Here is a 23,027-nt window from a genome sequence, read left to right on the forward strand (position 1 = left end):
TTCTCTCACAAGATATTCATCAAAGGAAAATTTAGATTAGCCTTATTAAACTAATCTACTCAATCATCCTTGTTTAGTTTTGAAAGATTGACAGCTAATAAATTTGTCTAATTCCTTAATTGCCTAGACAAAAACCTAAATTTGCGATTTGTGATAAATGAAGTTTAGAATAAATCCTTAATAGCTTTAGGTGGGTGCAGGGAGTGAAACTCCTGCTCGTAAATACTAGCTTTGCTAGTATGCGAAGTAAGGATGTTAAGGGGAATTAGCTCAGCTGGGAGAGCGCCTGCTTTGCACGCAGGAGGTCAGCGGTTCGATCCCGCTATTCTCCACCAAATTTAAGTGCGAAGCTATTTTTATTCTAGACAAGGAAAAGTGACCGAGTAACAAGGAGCGTAGATACACTACGTGACGAAGTTATGACCAAGCTTTGACGCAGTATAGAATGCAAAAGAGCAAGCAAGAGGGCCTATAGCTCAGCTGGTTAGAGTGCACCCCTGATAAGGGTGAGGTCACAAGTTCAAGTCTTGTTAGGCCCACCATTAATTAGCAAATAAATAAAAGTTAGTTTAACTAAACAGATATCAAGGTTTAAATCAAGTGTTCTAAAAAGAATGTTTGCTTTAGACTTTGAAAAATAGAATTATCTTCTAAATACGGCAACGCCTAAAGCGTTGGTGTGCTTTAGGTGGGTCAAGGGAGCAAAGCTCCTTGTCGCAAGTCTGACTTTGTCAGACTGAGAAGTCTAAATGTTCTTTTATTTATCATTGTTAAGAGTCACAAGCAAGTTTTTAAATAAAACAATTTTACAGGACTTGTTAAAGATTTAAATATCTTATCTCTTGAATATAATCAGTATTCAGAAGTTTAACGTCACAAGATATATGGAGTTTAAAACTTATCTATATATCAGTTAATGCTTTCCGTCTTGGGGATGAGAGTTTAAATTTGGTAATTATAAATTACCTTTAACAAGGAAGTGATGCGAATTAGAATATATTAATCTAATATAATAAAAGGTAAGCTACTAAGAGCAAGTGGTGGATGCCTTGGCTAGTAGAGGCGATGAAGGACGTGCCAGGCTGCGATAAGACTCGGGGAGCCGTCAAGGGGCTTTGATCCGGGTATTTCCGAATGGGGCAACCCAGTTAAGTGCAAACTTAACTACCTATATGGAGCGAACGTTGGGAATTGAAACATCTTAGTACCAACAGGAAAAGAAATCAAACGAGATTACGCTAGTAGCGGCGAGCGAACGCGTAAGAGGGCAAACCGTTAGTTTACTAACGGGGTTGTAGGACTGCAACATAGACTAAGCAAAGCTAATAGAACAATCTGGAAAGGTTGAGCATAGAGGGTGATACTCCCGTATATGAAAGCGATGTTTTACTTAGCAGTATCCTGAGTAGGGCGGAACACGTGATATTCTGTCTGAAGCCGGGTAGACCACTATCCAACCCTAAATACTACTACTAGACCGATAGTGCACAAGTACCGTGAGGGAAAGGTGAAAAGAACTGAGGTGATCAGAGTGAAATAGAACCTGAAACCATTTGCTTACAATCATTCAGAGCCCTATGATTTATCAGGGTGATGGACTGCCTTTTGCATAATGAGCCTGCGAGTTGTGATGTCTGGCGAGGTTAAGGAAACCCGGAGCCGTAGCGAAAGCGAGTCTTAATAGGGCGTTTAGTCAGATGTTGCAGACCCGAAACGATGTGATCTATCCATGAGCAGGTTGAAACTGGTGTAAGAGCCAGTGGAGGACCGAACCCGCTAGCGTTGAAAAGCTATGGGATGACTTGTGGATAGGGGTGAAAGGCCAATCAAACATCGTGATAGCTGGTTCTCTCCGAAATATATTTAGGTATAGCGTCATGTAGTAACACTAGGGGGTAGAGCACTGAATGGGCTAGGGCATACACCAATGTACCAAACCCTATCAAACTCCGAATACCTAGTGTGTAATCATGGCAGTCAGGCGGCGAGTGATAAAATCCGTCGTCGAGAGGGGAACAACCCAGACTAACAGCTAAGGTCCCTAAATCTCATTTAAGTGGAAAACGATGTGGAGTTACTGAAACAACCAGGAGGTTGGCTTAGAAGCAGCCATCCTTTAAAGAAAGCGTAATAGCTCACTGGTCTAGTGATTCTGCGCGGAAAATATAACGGGGCTAAAATGAGTACCGAAGCTTTAGACTTGCACTTAATCATTTATACTAGCTCGTCTTTTGAGCGTATTTAAATGAGTTTGTATTTTTCTCAATCAACAGCCTATATGGCTAGTCTCAATCAAAAAATACTTCACAACATTTAAATCCATCTCAAAATACTTCGCTTAATCCGTTCTTTTAAATTTCAGATTAAGCACTAAAATTTACAGTATAAATTTGATAGTATAAATAATTAAGTGCAAGTGGTAGGAGAGCGTTCTATTCAGCGTTGAAGGTGTACCGGTAAGGAGCGCTGGAGCGGATAGAAGTGAGCATGCAGGCATGAGTAGCGATAATTGGGGTGAGAATCCCCAACGCCGTAAACCCAAGGTTTCCTACGCGATGCTCGTCATCGTAGGGTTAGCCGGGTCCTAAGCAAAGTCCGAAAGGGGTATGCGATGGAAAATTGGTTAATATTCCAATGCCAACTATTATGTGCGATGGAAGGACGCTTAGAGTTAGAGGAGCCAGCGGATGGTAGTGCTGGTCGAAAGGTGTAGGTTAAGATCCAGGCAAATCCGGATCTTTTTAAGCCGAGACCCCACAGGCACACAAAGTTCTTCGGAACAGCGTGTGAATCCTTGATACTGTCGAGCCAAGAAAAGTTTCTAAGTTTAGTAATAGTTGCCCGTACCGTAAACCGACACAGGTGGGTGGGATGAGTATTCTAAGGCGCGTGGAAGAACTCTCTTCAAGGAACTCTGCAAAATAGCACCGTATCTTCGGTATAAGGTGTGCCTAACTTTGTTAAGGATTTACTCTGTAAGCAAAGAAGGTTACAACAAAGAGTCCCTCCCGACTGTTTACCAAAAACACAGCACTCTGCTAACTCGTAAGAGGATGTATAGGGTGTGACGCCTGCCCGGTGCTCGAAGGTTAATTGATGACGTTAGCTCTGCGAAGCGTTTGATCGAAGCCCGAGTAAACGGCGGCCGTAACTATAACGGTCCTAAGGTAGCGAAATTCCTTGTCGGTTAAATACCGACCTGCATGAATGGCGTAACGAGATGGGAGCTGTCTCGAAGAGGGATCCAGTGAAATTGTAGTGGAGGTGAAAATTCCTCCTACCCGCGGCAAGACGGAAAGACCCCGTGGACCTTTACTACAGCTTGACACTGCTATCGGGATAAAGATGTGCAGGATAGGTGGGAGGCTTTGATCTATAGACGCCAGTTTATAGTGAGCCATTGTTGAGATACCACTCTTTTTTATTCTGATAGCTAACTGGCATGAGTTATCCTCATGCAGGACAATGTCTGGTGGGTAGTTTGACTGGGGCGGTCGCCTCCCAAAATGTAACGGAGGCTTACAAAGGTTGGCTCAGAACGGTTGGAAATCGTTCGTAGAGTATAAAGGTATAAGCCAGCTTAACTGCGAGACGTACATGTCAAGCAGAGACGAAAGTCGGTCTTAGTGATCCGGTGGTTCTGTGTGGAAGGGCCATCGCTCAAAGGATAAAAGGTACCCCGGGGATAACAGGCTGATCTCCCCCAAGAGCTCACATCGACGGGGAGGTTTGGCACCTCGATGTCGGCTCATCGCATCCTGGGGCTGGAGCAGGTCCCAAGGGTATGGCTGTTCGCCATTTAAAGCGGTACGCGAGCTGGGTTCAGAACGTCGTGAGACAGTTCGGTCCCTATCTGCCGTGGGCGTAAGAAGATTGAGGAGAGTTGACCCTAGTACGAGAGGACCGGGTTGAACCAACCACTGGTGTACGAGTTGTCCTGCCAAGGGCACCGCTCGGTAGCTAAGTTGGGATGTGATAAGAGCTGAAAGCATCTAAGCTCGAAGCCAACTCCAAGATGAATCTTCTTTTAAGACCTCATAAAGACTATATGTTTGATAGGCTGGGTGTGTAATGGATGAAAGTCCTTTAGCTGACCAGTACTAATAGGTCGTCTGCTTATCTTTTAATAAGCATCACTTCCTTGTTAAGGGTAAAACCTTACAAGAGTAAAGCAGTGTTTATTTAAACTCTTGCTGACTTTAACAGTGTTAAATAAGGTTTATAACAATAAGCTTTATTTAACACTGCCCGTGACTATACAGACGAGGAAACGCCTTGCTCCATCTCGAACCAAGAAGCTAAGCTCGTCCTGGCTGATGATACTCTCCCTTACTGGGATGTTGGAAAAGTAGGTCGTTGCGGGCTTTGTTATTTATACAAAGCTACTACTTATTTAAATCACTACAATTTACTGAAACATCCATTAAGTATCTAATCTAAATAGCCATTAAAATATTTATATAAATAATATTAACACTAAGATATTTACACTAAAGAATATAATTATATGTTTGGGTTAGAATTTTAGATATTTATTTATTCTTTGGTTTTATATTATTGATTCTATCTCTGCTCTTATATTGCCTAGTTTGTTTATTTTTAATCATTCAAAATAAACTCTTATTAGTAGAAAACTATCTTCTTGCATCTTTTATAAAAAATAATATACAAAGTCTATTTAAGAAGCATTTTTATTGTAAAGGTTAATTGGTTGGTGGATTATTGCATTAGAGTTTAATAACTCAATGTAACGAATTATTAGAATGTATGTTTATGAATTATTATTTTAGATAAATGCAGGAGGATAAAATATGGCAGTTCTTGAAAAGCTAGGAGCGAAGCGAGTAGAACTCACGTAATATCAGCTCTTGTATCTAAACATTCTGAAATAAAAGGAAATATCGAATATTATAAATCAATCATCTCAAATTTACAATCTGAGCTTGAGACTATTAATAAAGCCATTATAATATTTGATCCAAACTATAATATAAATGAGATAAAAACTAAAAACATTACTAATAATAGACGTTTCTCTCGTGGAGAGCTTAGTAAAAAGATAATAGAGTGTATAAAAGAAAAACCTAGCAACGTTAAAGAGATAACTGATTATGTATCAATTGGCAGTAATAAAAGCAGTAAAGAGATAGTGGAGTATAGAAAGAATATCTATTCTGCAATAAGAAACATGGAAATGAGAAATATTTTAAACTCTTTTAAGGTTTATGGAATTAATCACTATAAAATATCCTAAGCTTCGAAGTCTTTCAATTAATCTTTTATTTCCTTGCCGTCCGCTTACAATTAAGAGCATGGCTATGCGTATATTATAAAAGTAGAAAGTTCGATGATTGATTTATAAAATTCTTATTGTTAAAATGAATTTGGATAGACTAATGGATTAATTTGGATGAAAGGGTATGATGAGTAACGAGATAGAACTAAAAAAACAAGGCGTCATCAAGCGCCTTACAAACAAAACTTTCAAATTTGACCCAAGGATAGCCGAGGGCTTTTATACCGCAAGATATTTTTTGAAGATAAATCTGGTTATAAGGGAGAATTTGGCTAATCAACACGTGACTATGCAGTTTTTTCAAAGGGCTGATAACATCACTCTGTGCGGGATCGATGAGGCCATAGCGATAGTGCATACCTTTGCCAAAGAGCCTGAGAAGCTTGAAATTCAGGCGTTAAACGACGGCGATATCATAAACGCAAACGAGCCTGTTTTAAAGATAAGCGGGATGTATGAGAATTTTGGCTTTTTAGAAAACATCATCGACGCCACATTAGCTCGCAGAAGCTCGGTGGCTACGAATGTCGCAAGAGCCTTAAAGGCGGCAAACGGCAAGATAGTCTTTTCTATGGCGGATAGACAAGATGACATCTCAACGCAGATAGGCGACGGATACGCCACTTATGTTGCGGGCATAGATCGTGTCTCAACCGATGCTCAGGGCTTTTGGTGGGGTGGCAAGGGTATGGGGACTATGCCGCACGCGCTTGTTCAGATGTGCAAGGGAGATATAGTAAAGGCGTGTGAAATTTACGCTAAAACCTTTCCCTGCGAGCTTGTAACCGCACTTGTTGATTACAATAACGACGTGATCACCGACGCACTTTTAGCCGCAAATGCGCTAAAATCAAGGCTTGGTGCCGTTAGGGTCGATACATCTCAAAGCCTCATAGATAGGTATTTTGAGGACAAAGACACAAGTGGATTTGATCCGCATGGGGTTTGCAAAGAGCTTATCTTTGCACTTCGCAAAGCGCTTGATGAAAATGGCTTTAATCATGTTAAGATAGTCGTTAGCTCGGGCTTTACTCCTGAAAAAATTGCCGAATTTGAAGCGCATGATACGCCTGTTGATATCTATGGCGTGGGAAGCTTTACCGTTAGAAATGATACTTGCGGATTTACGGGCGATCTTGTCGAGCTAAACGGCAAAGCAGAAGCAAAAGTTGGGCGCCGAAATTTCATCTCCGAGCGCTTGCAAAAAGTAGAATTTGAAAGATAAATTTAGGCGCAAACGAGCTAAATTTGCGCCTATAAGTTTATTTTATAGATTCTAGCGCGCTGCAACACTGAGCCGAGCCTATATCGCAGCCTTTTTTGAAGTAAATTTTAGCCTTTTCGAGATCCTTTGCGACCCCGCTTTCAGCAGGCGGCATCTGGTATGTGTAGCCTGCAAATAGGCATGATTCGACTAAGCCGTGTTCGCAGCCCTTGTCAAAATACTCCACCGCTTTGGCAAATTGCTTTTCTTGATAATATGCAGAGCCCGCGTATTCACATCCAATGGCGATCTTGGCTTCGCAAGCTTTTGCTGCGTTATCTTTATCTTTTACGTATTTTCCTGAAGCTTCATGATCTTTTTTTGTAAAGGCTAGCAAATAATACTCAAACGCCTTTATCTCGTCTTTTTTGCCGTATTTGTCGTCTTGGTAAATTTCGCCCAGCTTTGCGCATCCGTCAAATCTATCGCCCCCGCAAATTTGGCTTAGAATTTCAATCGCTTTGTCTATGTTTTTCTCGACACCTTTGCCGTCTCTATAACCCATCGCTACAAATTTGCAACCGTCATCGTAGCCGCCGTTGCAAAGCTTTGAAAATATCTCAAAGCCCTTTTTAGGATCGTGCTGCGCGCCGTTTTTGCCTTCAGTGTATGAATATCCAGTCCATAAACATCCTAAATTTGAGCCTAAATCGCAAGCTTTTTGGTAGTATTTGACGTCTTGTTTTTCATAGGCGTAGTCTATACAAGCGGATGCATCGCCGTTTTCACAACCTTTTTCAGGGCTTACGGCTGTTTTGTCTTTTACTTTATTGCAGCAATCGGATCTTTTACCAAATGATATCTCGCAGCATTTTTCATAAGCCTGTTTTGCAAGCCCCGAGTCTTTTTTGACATCAGAGCCCTTTCCGAACTCATAAAGCTGCCCAAGCTCTTTACAGGAAGAATCAACCTTTTCTTTATAGCAACCTAGCTTGAAGTAGTGCTCCGCGTCTTTCCACTGACCTTTGGATTTTGCCGCTAGCCCGTTGTTGTGATTTGGTCCGGCTTGTGCTACCGACAAGCAACTAAATACTAAAAACAGGGTTAAAGCTAACTTTTTCATAGACTCCTCCTTGCGAGTAAATCTGTAAGAATTATAACCTTTTTAATATATTTTTAATCTAAATTATAACAACTTCCGTTTTTAGCTCTACGCCGAATTTTTCTAGCACCAGCTTCTTGGCTAAATTTATGAGATTGATCGCGTCTTCAAAGCTTGCATTATCAAAATTTATCAAGAAATTTGCGTGCTTTTCGCTAAATTTCGCTCCGCCGATAACGTGTCCTTTTAGCCCTACTGCTTCGATAAGTCTACCTGCGTAATCTCCCGCTGGATTTACAAAGCAGCTTCCAAAGCTGGCTCCCTTTGGCTGGTTTGAGCGTTTAAGCGCAAATTCGCTTGCAAGTGCAGCGTTAAAGCCTTTTGTTGCTTTAAATTTGGCTGCAAAAACAATTTCGTTTAGCTCGCAATATCTATAAGCAAATTTTATCTCTTCTTTTTTTATCCAGCCTCGTTTTAAACGCACCTCAAGCAGATTGCCACTCATGGAAATTCCACAAAGCCCCGCGTTCATCTTGATCATGCCTCCAAGTGTGCCGGGGATATTTTGTAAAAACTCAAAGCCCGCCAGATCGTGTTTTTTAGCAAAATTATAAATTTTACCGCTCTTTGTAGCAGCACCTATCTCTAAAATTTCGCCTTCAAGCTTTATATAGTCAAATTTATCGCTTAAAATCGCCATCGGTACAGGGTTTGGCGAAACTAAAAGGTTATTTCCGCCACCTATTATCACGCGACCTTGCGTATCGTCTTGCGGATTATCTATGAGCAAAACCTCGTGCATGCCGCCGATTTTAACGGAAGTAAATTTAGAAAAGTCAATAAGCCTAGTCATTGCACGAAATGCGGGATAAATTCGATCATTCGGATAGTAAAATCAACCATCATGCTTACCATCCAAGGCATGAGAAATATGATAACGACGACTACGAGGATGATCTTTGGCACGAAACTTAGCGTCATCTCGTTTATCTGCGTGGTCGCTTGAAAGATACTGATGATAAGACCGGCACTAAGACCTGCTAAAAGCATAGGGAAGCTAAGATAAAGCGCGGTTTTAAAGGTCTCTATGCCTAGTTCGATGAGGGTTGATTGCATTTAGCTAAACCTTATGTCGTTGTATTCGGTTGGCACCAGATAGTCGCGCGCGTCTACGAGCTCATCGTAAAAGCCGTGCTTATAGCCTATCTCAAACAGCTTATTTACGGCGTTTAGCTGCGTTTTGTTCATCGATACGGAACTATCGTTGGCGTATAAATTTAGATAAATTTTAAGCTTTTCTTTATCGACTCGGATCAAATTTCGCTCCATAAGCATGTGGGATAAAAACGGCTTATGATCGGTTGCAATTTTAACAGCTTTCGTAAGCACTCGCTCGCATTCTATCGCGTCAGTTATCGGCAAGCTTCTGCGAACTGCCATGCCGCCAAGCGGAAGCGGTAAATTATCACCCGCAAACTCACGCCAGATATCCCAAATTTCACGCTCTACGCAAAGCTCGTCGCTAAAGGTTAAGATGCTTTCGTGAATTAGCACTCCAGCATCAACCTCACCACTTAACACGGCATTTTCTATCTCTAAGAAATTTTTATAAACTATCCTTGCTTCAGGATACGCCACGCGAAACAAAAGCGCGTTTGTAGTGTGTTTGCCAGAAAGTGCTACCTTGAAATTTCGCTTTAAAATTTTATCTTTTTTCTTAATGAGCTTTGGACCATATCCATCACCAAAGCTAACTGCGCAGCGAATCAGAGCGTAGCTATCTCTTATAAGCGGATAGAGTCCAAAGCTGATCGCCGTAGCGTCGTAAGTGCCTTTTAGCGCCTCTTCGTTTAGTGTCTGGATATCTAAAGCGAGGTTGCTAAAACGCAAATTTGTAGAATCAACCCAGCCAAATTTTATCGCCATATACATAAAAATATCATCGGCATCAGGCGAGTGCGCGACGCTTATATCTTTAAAATGTCTCAAATTTAATCCTTTTTAAGATTATAGGTTAAATTTTATGAATAGTTGATTAAATAGCCTATTATTAGAAGTTATCTTTATATTTTTTAAAAGAATTAAATAAACCGAAATTCATCTTAAATTTGATAAAATCAGGCAATTTAATTATAAAATTTAAAGGCAACAAATGGCGGCAGAAAAAGAGGATAAGAAAAAAGTAGGATCGGCTGAACTTGATGCTGATAAGAAAAAAGCGCTAGAGCTAGCCTTAAAACAGATTGATAAGTCATTTGGTAAAGGCACGGTTGTCAGACTTGGAGATAGAGAGATAGAGCCGATAGATAGTATATCTACAGGTTCACTAGGACTTGATCTGGCACTTGGAATAGGTGGAGTGCCAAAAGGAAGAATCGTAGAAATTTACGGACCGGAGAGTTCAGGAAAGACTACATTGACCCTTCATATAATAGCTGAAGCTCAAAAGGCCGGTGGAGTATGTGCTTTCGTCGATGCTGAACATGCTCTTGATGTAAAATATGCCGCAAATTTAGGCGTAGATACGGATAATCTTTATATCTCTCAGCCAGATTATGGCGAACAAGCGCTTGATATAGTAGAGACTTTGGCTAGAAGTGGGGCTATTGATCTAATAATCGTTGACAGTGTTGCCGCACTCACTCCTAAAAACGAGATAGAAGGCGATATGGGTGATCAGCACGTAGGTCTTCAGGCTCGCTTGATGTCTCAAGCTCTTAGAAAGCTCACCGGAATTTTACACAAGATGAATACAACTGTAATATTCATCAATCAAATTCGTATGAAAATAGGCGCTATGGGATATGGCACGCCAGAGACTACGACAGGTGGAAACGCATTGAAATTTTATGCCTCCGTGAGAATAGATGTCCGTAAAATCGCTACTTTAAAACAAAACGAAGAACCTATAGGAAATCGCACAAAAGTAAAAGTAGCAAAAAATAAAGTAGCGCCTCCTTTTAAAGTAGCTGAATTTGACATAATGTTTGGTGAAGGAATCAGTAAAGAGGGCGAGATAATAGACTATGGAGTAAAGCTTGATATAGTCGATAAGAGCGGTGCTTGGTTTAGTTATAATGCCAATAAGCTTGGACAAGGAAGAGAGAACGCAAAGGCTTATTTAAAAGAGCATCCAGAGGTTGCCGAAGAGATAGTGGCTGCCATAAAGGGCTCCATGGGAATTGATCACTTGATAAGCTCAAATGGAAGAGATGATGATACAACTGAAGCAGGAGAAGAATAATGATATTTATAGATGATGTTACGGCTATTGAGGTTCTTGATAGCAGAGGAAATCCTACCGTACGCGCTACCGTGACTCTAAGCGACGGCACCGTGGCTAGTGCGATAGTTCCAAGCGGAGCTAGTACGGGTAAGCGTGAAGCTCTTGAACTTAGAGATAAAGATAGTAGATATTGTGGCAAAGGTGTTCTAAAGGCGGTTGCAAATGTAAATGAAGTTATAGCCGATGCTATTATAGGACTGAATGCATATGATCAAAAGATGGTAGATGATGAGCTTCTTAGACTTGATGGTAGCGATAATTATTCAAATTTAGGCGCTAATGCGGTGCTTGGAGTCTCTATGGCTGTGGCACGTGCCGCGGCAAAAAGTCTAAATGTGCCTCTTTACAGATATCTTGGCGGAGCAAACGCAAGTGTATTGCCTGTGCCGATGTTTAATATTATAAACGGCGGAGCTCACGCAAACAACAGTGTGGATTTTCAAGAATTTATGATAATGCCTTTTGGCTTTGAGACTTTCAGCGATGCACTTAGAGCCGCAGCTGAAATTTATCAAGTATTAAAAGGAATTTTAAACGACTTAGGACATAGTACCGCAGTTGGTGATGAAGGCGGGTTTGCTCCAAATTTAAAGGACAATGAAGAGCCAATTAAAATTATAATGGAAGCTATAAAAAAGGCTGGATACAATGCTGGCGAACAGATAAAAATCGCTCTTGATGTCGCTTCAAGCGAGCTTTATAAAGATGGCAAATATGAACTTGAAGGTAAAAAACTAAGCTCTGAAGAGCTCATTGAATACTATGCTAAGCTTTGTGAAAAATACCCTATCTGCTCAATTGAGGATGGCTTAAGTGAAGATGATTGGGATGGTTGGGCTAAACTAACAGCAAGATTGGGCGGTAAAGTTCAACTTGTTGGCGATGATTTATTTGTAACAAATGAGAAAATTTTAAGAGAAGGTATTAAAAAAGGCGTTGCAAACGCAATTTTAATTAAGCCAAATCAAATTGGTACAGTTAGTCAAACTATGCAGACTATTCGCTTAGCACAGCGAAGAGGGTATCGTTGCGTGATGAGTCATAGAAGTGGCGAGAGCGAAGATAGCTTCATAGCTGATTTTGCAGTGGGTTTAAATACGGGTCAAATTAAAACAGGTGCAACTTCAAGAAGCGAAAGAAATGCGAAATACAATCGCTTGCTTGAGATTGAGCTTGAGAGTGATGAATTTTTGGGAAATGAAATTTGAGTGAAATTTTAAAAGAGTATGATGATAAAAATATCAAGAGAACATACTCTTTTAAATCTTTTTTAAGGCTATTTACAATAACCATTTTAGTTGTGTTATTTGGTGTATATATTGGTAATATGATGTTCGGTAAACGCTCTTTGGATGTGATGCTGAATTTGCAAGACCAACGAGAACAGCTTAAAAAAGATGTTGAAATTTTAAAAAAATATAATGCAGAGCTTCAAAAGACATATTTTGAACTAAAAGATCTAGAACCTTAAGGGTGTTAAAATGAGACAAATTTGGTTTTTGATACTATTTTTAGGTTTTTGTTTTGGCAGAGAAAATCCTTTTATTTCGGCAGGAAAACTAAATACAAATGTCGTTACTACTAATGTAGTAGAAACTTTAGCTCCTTTTGATAAGCAACATATCAAATTCCCAAGCGATACCAAAGAGTTTATATCGCTTACTTTAAAATATAAAAATTTAGATGGCAGTATAAAAGAAAAAATTATATATGTAAATAGAAGTATAGATTGGCAAGACGAGTTTGTTTTGATGAAGGTCGCCGTTCCGTCGGTGGTTACAAAAACTGATGTCTCAGTTACAAAAGATGAGCCAAAAATCACTATCAAAACAATAAAAAAAGATGAAAATACAACTATAAAAGAGGTAAAAGAAGAGATTAAACAAGAGGTTAAAATAGATGAAAATTTTACCAAGCAAGAGCCTTTAAAAGATGTTGTAATAATACCGGTTGAAAATATTGAGAAAGATCCGATTAAGACTATAAATTTTAGAAAAATGACTCTTGAAGTTGATTTAATGCAAATTAAATTTTTAACTTCTGATAAAAAAATTAGAGATTTTAAGATATATAGAGACAATAAAATAGTAATAGATTTTGATAATTCTTTAAATTTTTATACAAAGACTTTTAAGATTGATTGCGGATCTTTTAAAAGTATAACCTTGGGCGCTCATGATAAATTTTATAGAGCTACTATTAACCTTGATAAAAACTACAAATATACTATAGAAAATATCGCAAACGGATACATTTTAAAAGTAAACAAATAGTATAAAATCTTCTTATTTATCTATATCTTAGATTATTTTAAATAGCAGTAAATTTAATTTTATTAATAATTTGGTAATTTATATTTTAAATAAATAAGTAAATTTATATTACGATTTGATAGAAAAATGTTTCTAATTGTAACATAATAAAAGTTTTTTATTCTACTACTATTAATTACACTATTTAATATATTTTTATAATAAGTAATTTATACTATTTATCATCTTAGTATCAATATAATTCATTTATTTGAGATGATTTTATATTAGATAATGACGATATTTCAATATGTTTAAATAAATTTAATGACTTTCGTAATACTTAGTATTATTGATACCATATATCAACAAGAAAAATCCTTATGTATAAAAAGTTACATAAAAGTTATGCAAAATAACAATAAGCCTAATGATTATTTTAAAGACTCAATAAAAAAAATTTTGGTTACATAAAATTTTTAATATTTATTTAAAAGAAAAAGTATTAGGATTTTGTTAAATAAATGTTTTATATACAAATTCTCTTGCTCGTGAAAGGAGGGTTGTTGGCAAGAGCGGGGGTTGCTCTTTAACGGTATAGAAGAGCGGTATTCGAGGTTGAGACAGATCGTATCGATTTGCTCTCTTTGAAGATTGAGATATCTTTTTAAGATGTTTTGATTCTATACTGATTATTTTATGTTGTTTAAAAATATATTGTGTTTTAAAAAATATTAAGGAGAATAAGATGAAACAAGGTTGGTTAAAATTTATAACCTGTAGTTTTTTTCTTGCTATGTGTGCTGTACCTAATCTAGCTGCATCAGACAAGCATGAAGAACCTTTTGTTCAAGGAGAAACATTTCAAAATGATGGCGTTTCACCAAGAACATTGGAAGATTACGTTGGGCATGAGAAAGAGTATTGGGAGTATCTAAAAAAAAATCACCCAGTATTTAAATATGAAAAAGATGGAAGATTGGTTGGTAAATACGGCTTAAGTGACCGTGTTGAAGAATTTATAGAGATCAACCAAGGTCCTGCTTATGCTAAAGAGAACAATATGGAACACACTGCTGTTACATATCGTCTTGGTATGGAGTCATTCCTTGACTTCCCTAACAAATTTGTTGGACATAAAAAATGCGGCGAGTGCCACCCCGCTCAATATATGCAATGGGAGCGTTCACGTCACGCTAAAACTATAAGATGGCCAGAAGAGCTTGATGAGGTTGGAGGAGACGTTAAAAAAGGACTTCCTGGAGCACTTCCTACAACTCCTATTCTAACAACAGGTATCGAGCCTGATGACGTATTTGCTATCATCGGAACACCAAGAACAAAATATGGCTTCCTTGATAAATGGTTAGTTCGTGGTACATATCACGTTGAGGATGGAAAATTAAGCGATCTTACCGGTAAACTAGTAGCTGGTGGTAACCAATACTCAGTTTTATGGGCTAAATTCCTAACTCCTGAAATGGCTAAAAAGATAGCAGAATTCTCTCCAGGGTTCCCTACCAAAATGGAAGATTTCGGTAAGAGCGGTTCTCATATGTGGGGTATGAACTCATACGGTGCTTCAAATAGAAAGAATTTCAAATTCCAACCAGCAAGTGCATATTGCGAAATTTGTCATACATTTAAATTTGACTTCAAATCTAAAGACGAATTCTATGCAGCTCTTGGTGATTCTAAGAAATTAAGAGAGCATACTATAACAAAAGGTATTAGCTGCGAGGAGTGTCACGGTGCTGGTGCTCACTTGTACGGTGCTAGAGGTGCTGGTATGCCAAGTAACTGCGAAAGATGCCACCAAAGATTTGCATGGCATAAGGCTGATGCTGAGAAGAACCCAAGAAAACAATTTAACGCATACTTTAAATCATCTTGTCCATCATGCGGAACAGAGGGTGCTCAAATGTTTAGCTCCGCTCACTATGACGAGGGTATGAGATGTAGTACTTGCCACGATCCACACGAAGTTACAGCTAACGATTGGAAAGATGGCTATACTCTAACAGGTCTAAAAAAGACTTGCGAAGACTGCCACGAAGTTCAAAAGAGCTTCTTTAAACAAGGCGGAATTCACGCGAAAGACAATTGTACAGGATGTCATATGCCTAATATGATGAGTTGTGAGAACTTCGCAGCTGTTCAAAACCCTGATAAAGCTGGATTTGACAACGTTCGTGCAGCACACATCTGGAACATCATGGTTGATAAAGATAGAAAATCAATCAACCCACCTGAAGGCAAACCAAGAGATCCTATGACCGTAAAAGGCTGGACACTTGATAGAGATGAAAACGGAAGATTCTTCGTTGACTTGATGTGGTCATGCGGTAGAACAAGCTTTAGCGACCCTAACCTAATGGCTCCAGGAGCTAGCGGTTGCCACAGCCCTGTTCAATCAACACTTCCAGATAAACTTAAATTTACAGATCAAGCTATGATCTATGACCTAGTTATGGAATGGCAAATGCCTGTAAAAGATGGATATTCAAAAGCTGAGATCGGACTTAGAAAAATAGATAGATCAATGAGCAACAACAAAAAACTATCTACTGATCAAAAAGCTAGAATAGTATCTTTTGCTAAACAAGCACAAGACATACTAGACAAAGTACAAAAAGACGGCTCTTGGGGCGTTCACGGTCCTAAATATTCTTTAAAACTAGTTGAAGAAGCTTTGATTTACGTTGAGCAAGCAACTGATATCTTAGAAGGTAGAACAAAATAAATCAAACGGCTCGTGAGGCTTATTTTTTAAGCCTCACCCGCTATAACTTGATGATTTCATCGAGATTATAAAAAGGAAAGAATATGTATGGATTGTGTATGAGATTTATGATACTTTTTGCTTTAGTGATATCTCATAATCTTTTTGCTAATATGGATTCGCCTTTAAATTTTGGTATTGAGGGCGCAAAATCTCTTAGTATAAATCAAGCCGAGAAGATGCTTGGTCAAAAAGATACATACTTTGTTGATATGAGTTCACCGGCTGGTCGTATATCCGGGCACATTCCTGGTGCGATCTTAAATAATGCAGATGATTTAAACATATCGCTATTGCCAAAAGATAAAAAAGCTCATTTGATATTTTACTGTGATAACAGAATGAGCTTTGATAGTAGCGTTGCAGCAAAAGTTGCTAAAAGTCAAGGCTATGAAAATCTCTATATTCTAAGTGATGGTATAGAGGGATGGATTATAGCCGGAAATAAATTTGAAAAATCTGGTAAAGCCAGAAAACAACTTACAAAAGAGAAGATAGAAGACTATGATGATGGAATCCATGGCAATATGCTTTTTGGCAAAATTCCATCTTGTAGAGATTGCCATAGCTCAGATAAAATTCCGTTCGCTTCAAAAGAGCAACGAGAAGAGCTATTTAAAGATAAAGCTTTTGTAAATGATAATTGTACAAGCTGTCATAAAGATGTCAAAAAAGACTTTATGGGCAGTGTTCACGATGAAGCATCTCATAAAAATTTAGCTGCTGATAAAGAGTTGCCAAATTGTAGTGACTGCCACTCTGTGCACACAGCCGGTGCTAAAATGCACCTTGACATTAAACAGCTTAGCGAGCAAAAGTGCGGTTCTTGTCACGAAGAGCAACAAAAACACTATCATGATACATTCCATGGTAAAGCACTGCTATTAAATAAACCTGGTGAAGCGCCAAGGGTTGCTGCGTGCTTTGATTGTCACGGAACACACAATGTATTTAAGATAGAAGATCCTAGATCAACTCTAGCTATGACAGAAAATCGTATCAAGACATGCTCTGAATGTCACCCTAATGCGAACGAAAGCTTTGTTAGCTTTATAGCGCATGCTGACCATACTGATGGCGAGAAATTCCCGCTACTTCACTCTGCGTATATCTTTATGACAGGTCTTGTGATAGCGGTATTTGCGTTCTTTGGTTTCCATACATTCTTGTGGTCAATTAGACTAATTAGAATGAGACTTGAAAATCCAGTCGCTTGGAAAAAAGTAAGAGAGGCAGCTCACCACGATAGAGTTAAGGTAAAACGCTTTAGCGCATTCCATATGTGGCAACACTTCTTTATGGCCGCATCATTCCTTGGACTTGCGTTCTCAGGCTTACCACAAAAATTCTATACAGCCCCTTGGGCTCAAGATATGATGAATTTAATGGGCGGACCTATTATGGCTACTCAAATTCACCATATATCAGCGGTGATAATGTTTGCAGTGTTCTTCAGCCACATAGCTGAGATCATGATGAACCTAGGCAAATTTAAAATATTTGGTGAAGATAGCTTGATGCCAAATCTTCAAGACTTTAGAGATATGAAAGATCACTTCATGTGGTTTATGGGTAAAGGCCCAAGACCTCAATTTGATAGATGGACATACTGGGAGAAATTCGACTACCTTGCGGTCTTCTGGGGTATGTTTATCATAGGACTTTCAGGTCTTATCCTTTGGTTCCCTAACTGGTTTGCTAATTTCTTACCAGGCTGGATGATAAACTTAAGTACGCTTGTTCACTCTGATGAGGCGTTACTAGCGACAGGATTTATCTTTGCTATCCACTTCTTTAATACTCACTTTAGAGCGGATAGATTCCCAATGGATACAGTAATCTTCTCAGGAAGTCTAACTGCTGAAGAGATGAGACAAGAAAGAAGCAAGTGGTACGAAAGACTTAGTAAGAATGGAATGCTAGAAAAACTTATCGAAAAAGAAGATAAGTTTGCTTCATACTCTTTACTTGCTAAACTTGCAGGTTACGCTATGCTAATTACTGGTATGGTGTTCTTGTTTATGATGATTTACGCTTTTATAGCTTAAATTTTAATTTTTAATCCCTGCTACAATTCCCCTGCTGATAAGCGGGGGAATTTTATTATTTTTCTATTTTGCTTTTCAAAATAAAATTCAATTAAAAATATAATTTTAAAGTCTTTTCAATATTTTTTTGGTAATATCTAACAAGTAATTTATATCATAGGGAGCTTTTATGGGTGGTGTTGGTTTAATCATTTGTTTTATTGTAGCTATCGTTTTGATGATATGGCTTATATCCAAAGTCGGAGTTCATCCATTTCTTGCTATTATGGTTGTATCTTTAGCTCTTGCTATAGTAGCTGGCATTGATCTTGCTAAAATTCCTGGTATTATAGGAAATGGATTTAGTGGAATATTTAAAAGTATAGGCATAGTTATTATTTTTGGTGCACTTATAGGTATGGCACTTGAAAAAACAGGCGCAGCGCTGAAATTAGCAGATATTGTTATAAAATGTGTTGGCGAGAAAAGACCTGAAATGGCGATGCTTATCATGGGTTGGATTGTAGGAATCCCAGTATTTTGCGATAGCGGATTTGTTGTTCTTGACCCGATTCGTCGCGCTATTAAAGAAAAGATTAAAGCAAATCCTGTTGGTATGGCTGTGGCACTATCAGGAGGACTTTATACCTCTCACGTATTTATACCTCCTACTCCTGGACCAATCGCAGCCGCAGGGCTTGTAGGTGTTGGTGGAAATTTACTACTGGTAATTATGGTGGGTATGATAGTATCTATCCCTGTTCTTATTGCGGCATATGCTTATGCAAGATATATAGGAACAAAGGTAACTTTAAAAGAGGATATGCAAGATATAGGCAAGAGTTATGATGAGATTATTAAAAGTCATGGCACGCTACCTAGCGCATTTTTAAGCCTTGCTCCGATCTTTGCTCCTATTGTCTTAATGGCACTTGGTTCAATTGTGAAGATGGCTAAACTTCAAGGCGGTTTTGCAAATTTTATGCTGTTTTTGGGAAACCCTGTAATAGCTCTTGGTATAGGTGTAATTTTTGCTGTTGTATTACTGGCAAAAACAGGTAAAATTGGCGAATTTAATCTAATGACAAACGACACTCTAAAAATAGTAGGTCCAATTTTATTTATAACTGCGGCAGGCGGTGTTCTTGGAAAAGTTATCGCAGAAGCCGGATTTGTTGAATTTATGAAACAAAATGCTCATATAATAGGCTCTATAGGTATATTTTTCCCTTTTATTATCTCCGCTATTATAAAAACCGCACAAGGAAGTTCCACCGTAGCCCTTACTACAACAGCTGCTATTATGGGACTTTTTACCGATGGTACATCCATGATGGCTACTCTAGGCCTTACTACAGAGATGGGCGCAGTGCTAACTGTAATGGCTATAGCTGCTGGTGCAATGACAGTTTCTCATGCTAATGATAGCTATTTCTGGGTTGTAACCAATTTCAGTCAGATGACGCCTGAACAAGGTTATAAAACTCAAACTACGCTCACACTGATAATGGGAGTTGTAGGTATTATAACCGTATGGATAGCATCACTTATATTGCTATAATTTGTACATATTGCATTTGGCTAAATTTGAGTATTGACTTCTTAAATTTAGCCGTTTAATTTTATCTATTTAGGGAGAAAACATGAGAGTTTTGGTCGCAGTGGATTCTTTTAAGGGATCACTTAGCTCTCTTGAAGCCGGCAAAGCAGTAAAAGAAGGTATAAAAGATTTATGCGATGAAGTCATCGTAAAACCTGTTGCAGATGGCGGAGAAGGAAGCGTGGAAGCTCTTGCGGATGCGCTTGGCGGAACCTATGTGGATGCAATAGTACAAAATCCATTAGGTGAGAAAATTCCTGCCAGATACGCTTTAGCTGGTGATCTTGGAATATTAGAAATGGCAAGCGCAAGCGGACTTACTCTCATAGAGCCGAGCCGTAGAAATCCTATGAAAACTAGCACTTATGGTTTTGGGCAGATGATACTTCATGCGATTCACAAAGGTGCCAAGAAGTTTATTATAGGCATAGGCGGAAGTGCCACTAATGACGCAGGTACTGGTATGCTAAGTGCGCTTGGATATGAATTTTATGATGAAAATGGTAATTTGCTAGAAGGAATCGGTAAAAATTTGATAAAAATCACTAGAATTTCAGAGGCTAATGTATTGCCAGAGCTTAAAGAATGCGAATTTTTGATTGCTTGCGATGTGGATAATCCTCTTTTTGGTAAAAATGGAGCAGCTTATATTTATGGACCTCAAAAAGGAGCTGACGAAAATATGGTAAAAGAGCTTGATGCAGGCCTTATAAGTTTCGCAAGCGCCACAAGCGAACACTTTTCTAGTGAATTTTGGAATTTTAAAGGTGCTGGCGCTGCTGGAGGATTAGGATTTGGATTTGTCAGCTATTTAAATGCCAAGCTAAAGTCGGGAATTGATATTATAACAGAAGAGATTAGGCTTGAGGATGAGATTAAAAAGGCGGATCTTGTAATAACCGGAGAAGGCAGAATGGACTATCAGAGTGCTATGGGCAAGACACCTATAGGTGTTGCAAAAATAGCCAAAAAGCATAATAAGCCAGTCATTGCTATAGCTGGATGTGTAAAAGAAGAGGCAAGAAACTGTAATCAAAAGGGAATAGACGCGTTTTTCAGTATCTTAAATGAGCCTATGACTCTCAATGAAGCAATAGATGAAAATATTACAAGAGAAAATATAAGGCTAGTTTGCGAGCAACTAATTAGGCTCTATAAATTATAACTTTTTGATTTACCTGCCAATGAGGCAGGCAAATTTATTATATTATTTCGCTTTAGCTTCTACTTCTATTTTAAGCTCAACTTTGTTTGAAACTATTGCATCAGGGAATTTTTCACCTATGCCAAAATCCTCTCTTTTTAAATCTCCATTTACACTAAAACCTATTACCTCTGCGCCGCTCATGTTTTTACTATCTCCATGATATTCAAAGTCAAGTTTGACAGGTTTTTTTACACCTTTTATAGTCAGATCTCCGTAAATTTTACCTTCGTTTGAGCCCTCTTTTTCAAATTTGGTCATCTTGAATGTGATTTTGTCAAATTTGGGTGTATCGAAAAAATCATCATTTTTAAGATGCTCATCCCTCTTTTGATTTTGTGTATTGATAGAATTTACGTCTATACTAACCTCAAGCGCCTTTAGCTCGTTTGATGCTTTATTATAGTCGATTACGGCATCATATTGTTGAAAATTTCCTCGAACTTTTGAAATTTTTAGGTGTCTAACCATAAATCCCAAGTCGCTATGAGATTTATCTATTTCATAGCTTGCTGCATTTAAAAAGCTTGCGCAAAGCGCTGCTAAAACAGAAAATTTGATAAATTTTTTCATTGTTGTTCCTTTTGAATAATTTTTCAAAAGTATAATTTAAATTTAAAAACAGATGATAAATAAGTTACTTTTTTATTTCACTAGAGCAAAACCAATACCTATCTTATCTCTACGCCTATCGTAGTCTATAAGGCTCTCACCATATCCGCTAAAGTATTTTACGTATCCGTAAACTCCTGATTGCCCAAACGGAAATAGCCATCCAAGCTCAAAAGAGCCCTTGTTAGTGCTATCAAATTGTAAGTTGTTTCTTATCGTTGCGGTTAGCATATGTCTTTTGTATGGATAAGCAAGTGTCACATCGGCTTTTCCTATGTATTTTTCAATATCTGGATTATCGTCCGCGCCGTCAGGGTCAGGTAGTCTAATCCATGCACGAGGAATTATCAATAAGTTATTGATATAGAATTTAGCCTCTGCATAAATCCTATTCCATGATCTTGATTTTTCACCTCCTTGCCCGTTGCTTTCGTGCAAAAGTCCAAATCTTAAATAGTCTAGGCTTTGCAAAAACGGTATTTTTGTAGGAAAAGTTATAAACAGTTCCGGTCTATAGTTTGTCTCGCGAAACGGAGTAGAGCTCTTTGCGGTTTGCCACCACGATTCTTGAGAGTAACCAAACGAGATGGTTTCGTTTAGATCAAAAACGTTATAAAGTATTGGCTTTTGAAGACTAATTTGGAAATTTGTCTCAAATTTTCGCCTTCCCTCCACGTCTTTAAAAGCGACTGAGGCAGGCAAAATATAGTTTAAGTGGTGCATTTTTATACCTAAAATTTCATCTAAGTTGTAAGGCTTTGCACTCTCGTAAGACTCCCATAAGTGTTTATCATTTGTCTCTTTGCTGTTTTCCAGAATTTGGACTACTGTATTGTTGGGAGCTATTGCTCCAAGCTCTGACTTAACCGTATTGTTGTTGTCAAGTGCTGATTTGGCAGCTAATTTATAGTACTCAAGAGCTCCTTTTATATCTCCTTGCTTTTCAAGATTAGCTGCCTTGTCATAGAGCTCTTGAACGCCGTTTGCTACTAAATTTATACACAAAAATAGCAATATATAGATAAATTTCATATTTTTTCTCCTGTAGCCGCTTCATATTCGTTTGGATAGTTGATATTAAAAAACTCTTTTTCGTCTTGAAATTTTAATTTCTTGCATCTGCATTTGCTTTGTAAAATCCCTATTTTATGCTCTTTTTGCTCGTATAGTTCTTTTGCGATATCGGCTAAATTTGAGTTGAAAAACCCGCAAAGAGAGTGTATATGATAGTCATCCATAGGCACTACTATATCAAATTCATTTGTAAATTTATAAAGCTCTTTTATGGTGTTTTCATTGACAAATGGCATGTCTGCAGGGATTATAAATACATATTCGTTTTTAAAATTAGAAAGTATGCTAAAGAGTGCCAGCATCGGTGAAAAGTCATCGCTTATCTTATCTTTGATAAGCCTTAACGGCGGATCAAATTTATCAAATTTTGAGCTTACAAAGACGTTTTTAAAAATTTGGCTAAATTTATCCACTTGAAAGTGCGTAAGTGTGTTAAAGCATTTAAACGGCAAAAGTGTTTTATCTCTGCCCATTCTGGAGCTTTTGCCACCTGCTAAAATAACGCAATTTTTCATCTTTTTCCTTAAATTTCAGACTATTTTTAATCGGTATTCTAGCAAAATTTCAAAAATCAATAAAATTTGTATG

At 38.2% G+C, this 23,027-nt stretch carries 16 protein-coding genes, 2 tRNA genes and 2 rRNA genes; 13 read left to right on the forward strand and 7 right to left on the reverse strand.

Annotation, left to right across the window (positions count from 1 at the left end):
- The first annotated feature begins 259 nt into the window (after positions 1-259).
- From CDOMC_RS00635 to CDOMC_RS00655, 5 genes are all read left to right on the forward strand, one after another.
- Positions 260-335, forward strand: a tRNA-Ala gene (locus tag CDOMC_RS00635).
- A 130-nt stretch (positions 336-465) separates the two neighbouring features.
- A tRNA-Ile gene (locus CDOMC_RS00640) sits at positions 466-542 on the forward strand.
- Between the two features lie 475 nt (positions 543-1,017).
- A 23S ribosomal RNA gene (locus CDOMC_RS00645) occupies positions 1,018-4,124 on the forward strand.
- Between the two features lie 122 nt (positions 4,125-4,246).
- Positions 4,247-4,365, forward strand: a 5S ribosomal RNA gene (gene rrf, locus CDOMC_RS00650).
- A 1,058-nt stretch (positions 4,366-5,423) separates the two neighbouring features.
- A complete protein-coding gene (locus tag CDOMC_RS00655; protein WP_172127033.1) occupies positions 5,424-6,521 on the forward strand; it encodes a nicotinate phosphoribosyltransferase in 1,098 nt (365 codons plus the stop codon).
- A gap of 37 nt (positions 6,522-6,558) precedes the next feature.
- Here the strand turns inward: CDOMC_RS00655 and CDOMC_RS00660 are convergent, their stop codons facing one another.
- From CDOMC_RS00660 to CDOMC_RS00675, 4 genes are read right to left on the reverse strand one after another with little or no spacing between them, the layout of a single operon-like run.
- Positions 6,559-7,623: a tetratricopeptide repeat protein gene (locus CDOMC_RS00660; protein ID WP_185768465.1), complete on the reverse strand. Its 1,065-nt coding sequence runs from the start codon at positions 7,621-7,623 to the stop codon at positions 6,559-6,561.
- A gap of 58 nt (positions 7,624-7,681) precedes the next feature.
- Positions 7,682-8,455: a UDP-N-acetylmuramate dehydrogenase gene (locus CDOMC_RS00665; protein WP_172127035.1), complete on the reverse strand. Its 774-nt coding sequence runs from the start codon at positions 8,453-8,455 to the stop codon at positions 7,682-7,684.
- The gene (gene fliQ / locus CDOMC_RS00670) at positions 8,452-8,718 is read right to left on the reverse strand and encodes a flagellar biosynthesis protein FliQ (protein WP_169941033.1); all 267 of its coding nucleotides are present in this window, start codon (positions 8,716-8,718) and stop codon (positions 8,452-8,454) included. Before fliQ ends, CDOMC_RS00665 begins: the two co-directional genes overlap by 4 nt.
- Positions 8,719-9,534 (reverse strand): menaquinone biosynthesis family protein, encoded by an 816-nt coding sequence (locus CDOMC_RS00675; RefSeq protein WP_442861614.1) that lies wholly within the window; start codon positions 9,532-9,534, stop codon positions 8,719-8,721. It abuts the gene before it with no gap.
- A gap of 220 nt (positions 9,535-9,754) precedes the next feature.
- On the opposite strand from CDOMC_RS00675, the gene recA reads away from it, so the two are divergent.
- From recA to CDOMC_RS00715, 8 genes are all read left to right on the forward strand, one after another.
- Positions 9,755-10,846 carry a recombinase RecA gene (gene recA, locus CDOMC_RS00680; RefSeq protein ID WP_172127040.1) on the forward strand — a complete coding sequence of 364 codons (1,092 nt, stop codon included), beginning with the start codon at positions 9,755-9,757 and terminating at the stop codon, positions 10,844-10,846.
- Positions 10,846-12,096 (forward strand): phosphopyruvate hydratase, encoded by a 1,251-nt coding sequence (gene eno, locus CDOMC_RS00685; protein ID WP_172127042.1) that lies wholly within the window; start codon positions 10,846-10,848, stop codon positions 12,094-12,096. The genes recA and eno overlap by 1 nt, the downstream gene beginning before the upstream one ends.
- On the forward strand, positions 12,093-12,359 hold the full coding sequence (locus tag CDOMC_RS00690; protein WP_172127044.1) for a septum formation initiator: 267 nt from the start codon (positions 12,093-12,095) through the stop codon (positions 12,357-12,359). Before eno ends, CDOMC_RS00690 begins: the two co-directional genes overlap by 4 nt.
- A gap of 10 nt (positions 12,360-12,369) precedes the next feature.
- Positions 12,370-13,161, forward strand: a complete 792-nt coding sequence (locus CDOMC_RS00695; protein WP_172127046.1) for an AMIN domain-containing protein — start codon at positions 12,370-12,372, stop codon at positions 13,159-13,161.
- A 775-nt stretch (positions 13,162-13,936) separates the two neighbouring features.
- Complete coding sequence (locus CDOMC_RS00700; protein WP_236861357.1) at positions 13,937-15,883, forward strand: multiheme c-type cytochrome; 1,947 nt, start codon at positions 13,937-13,939, stop codon at positions 15,881-15,883.
- Positions 15,884-15,966: 83 nt separating this feature from the next.
- Positions 15,967-17,970, forward strand: a complete 2,004-nt coding sequence (locus CDOMC_RS00705; protein ID WP_172127050.1) for a rhodanese-like domain-containing protein — start codon at positions 15,967-15,969, stop codon at positions 17,968-17,970.
- Between the two features lie 169 nt (positions 17,971-18,139).
- Positions 18,140-19,510, forward strand: a complete 1,371-nt coding sequence (locus tag CDOMC_RS00710; protein ID WP_172127053.1) for a GntP family permease — start codon at positions 18,140-18,142, stop codon at positions 19,508-19,510.
- A gap of 82 nt (positions 19,511-19,592) precedes the next feature.
- Positions 19,593-20,714 (forward strand): glycerate kinase family protein, encoded by a 1,122-nt coding sequence (locus tag CDOMC_RS00715; RefSeq protein ID WP_172127055.1) that lies wholly within the window; start codon positions 19,593-19,595, stop codon positions 20,712-20,714.
- 42 nt (positions 20,715-20,756) lie between these two features.
- On the opposite strand, the gene CDOMC_RS00720 is transcribed toward CDOMC_RS00715, so the two are convergent.
- The 3 genes from CDOMC_RS00720 to CDOMC_RS00730 all read right to left on the reverse strand — a co-directional run bounded on the left by CDOMC_RS00720 (position 20,757) and on the right by CDOMC_RS00730 (position 22,954).
- Positions 20,757-21,326, reverse strand: a complete 570-nt coding sequence (locus tag CDOMC_RS00720; RefSeq protein WP_172127057.1) for a YceI family protein — start codon at positions 21,324-21,326, stop codon at positions 20,757-20,759.
- A 72-nt stretch (positions 21,327-21,398) separates the two neighbouring features.
- Positions 21,399-22,397, reverse strand: a complete 999-nt coding sequence (locus CDOMC_RS00725; protein ID WP_169975447.1) for a phospholipase A — start codon at positions 22,395-22,397, stop codon at positions 21,399-21,401.
- Entirely contained in the window at positions 22,394-22,954 is a 561-nt protein-coding gene (locus tag CDOMC_RS00730; protein WP_169975449.1) for a molybdenum cofactor guanylyltransferase, read from the reverse strand. The genes CDOMC_RS00725 and CDOMC_RS00730 overlap by 4 nt, the downstream gene beginning before the upstream one ends.
- Positions 22,955-23,027: the final 73 nt, after the last annotated feature.

Source organism: Campylobacter sp. RM16192 (assembly GCF_004803855.2).
Classification (GTDB): domain Bacteria; phylum Campylobacterota; class Campylobacteria; order Campylobacterales; family Campylobacteraceae; genus Campylobacter_A.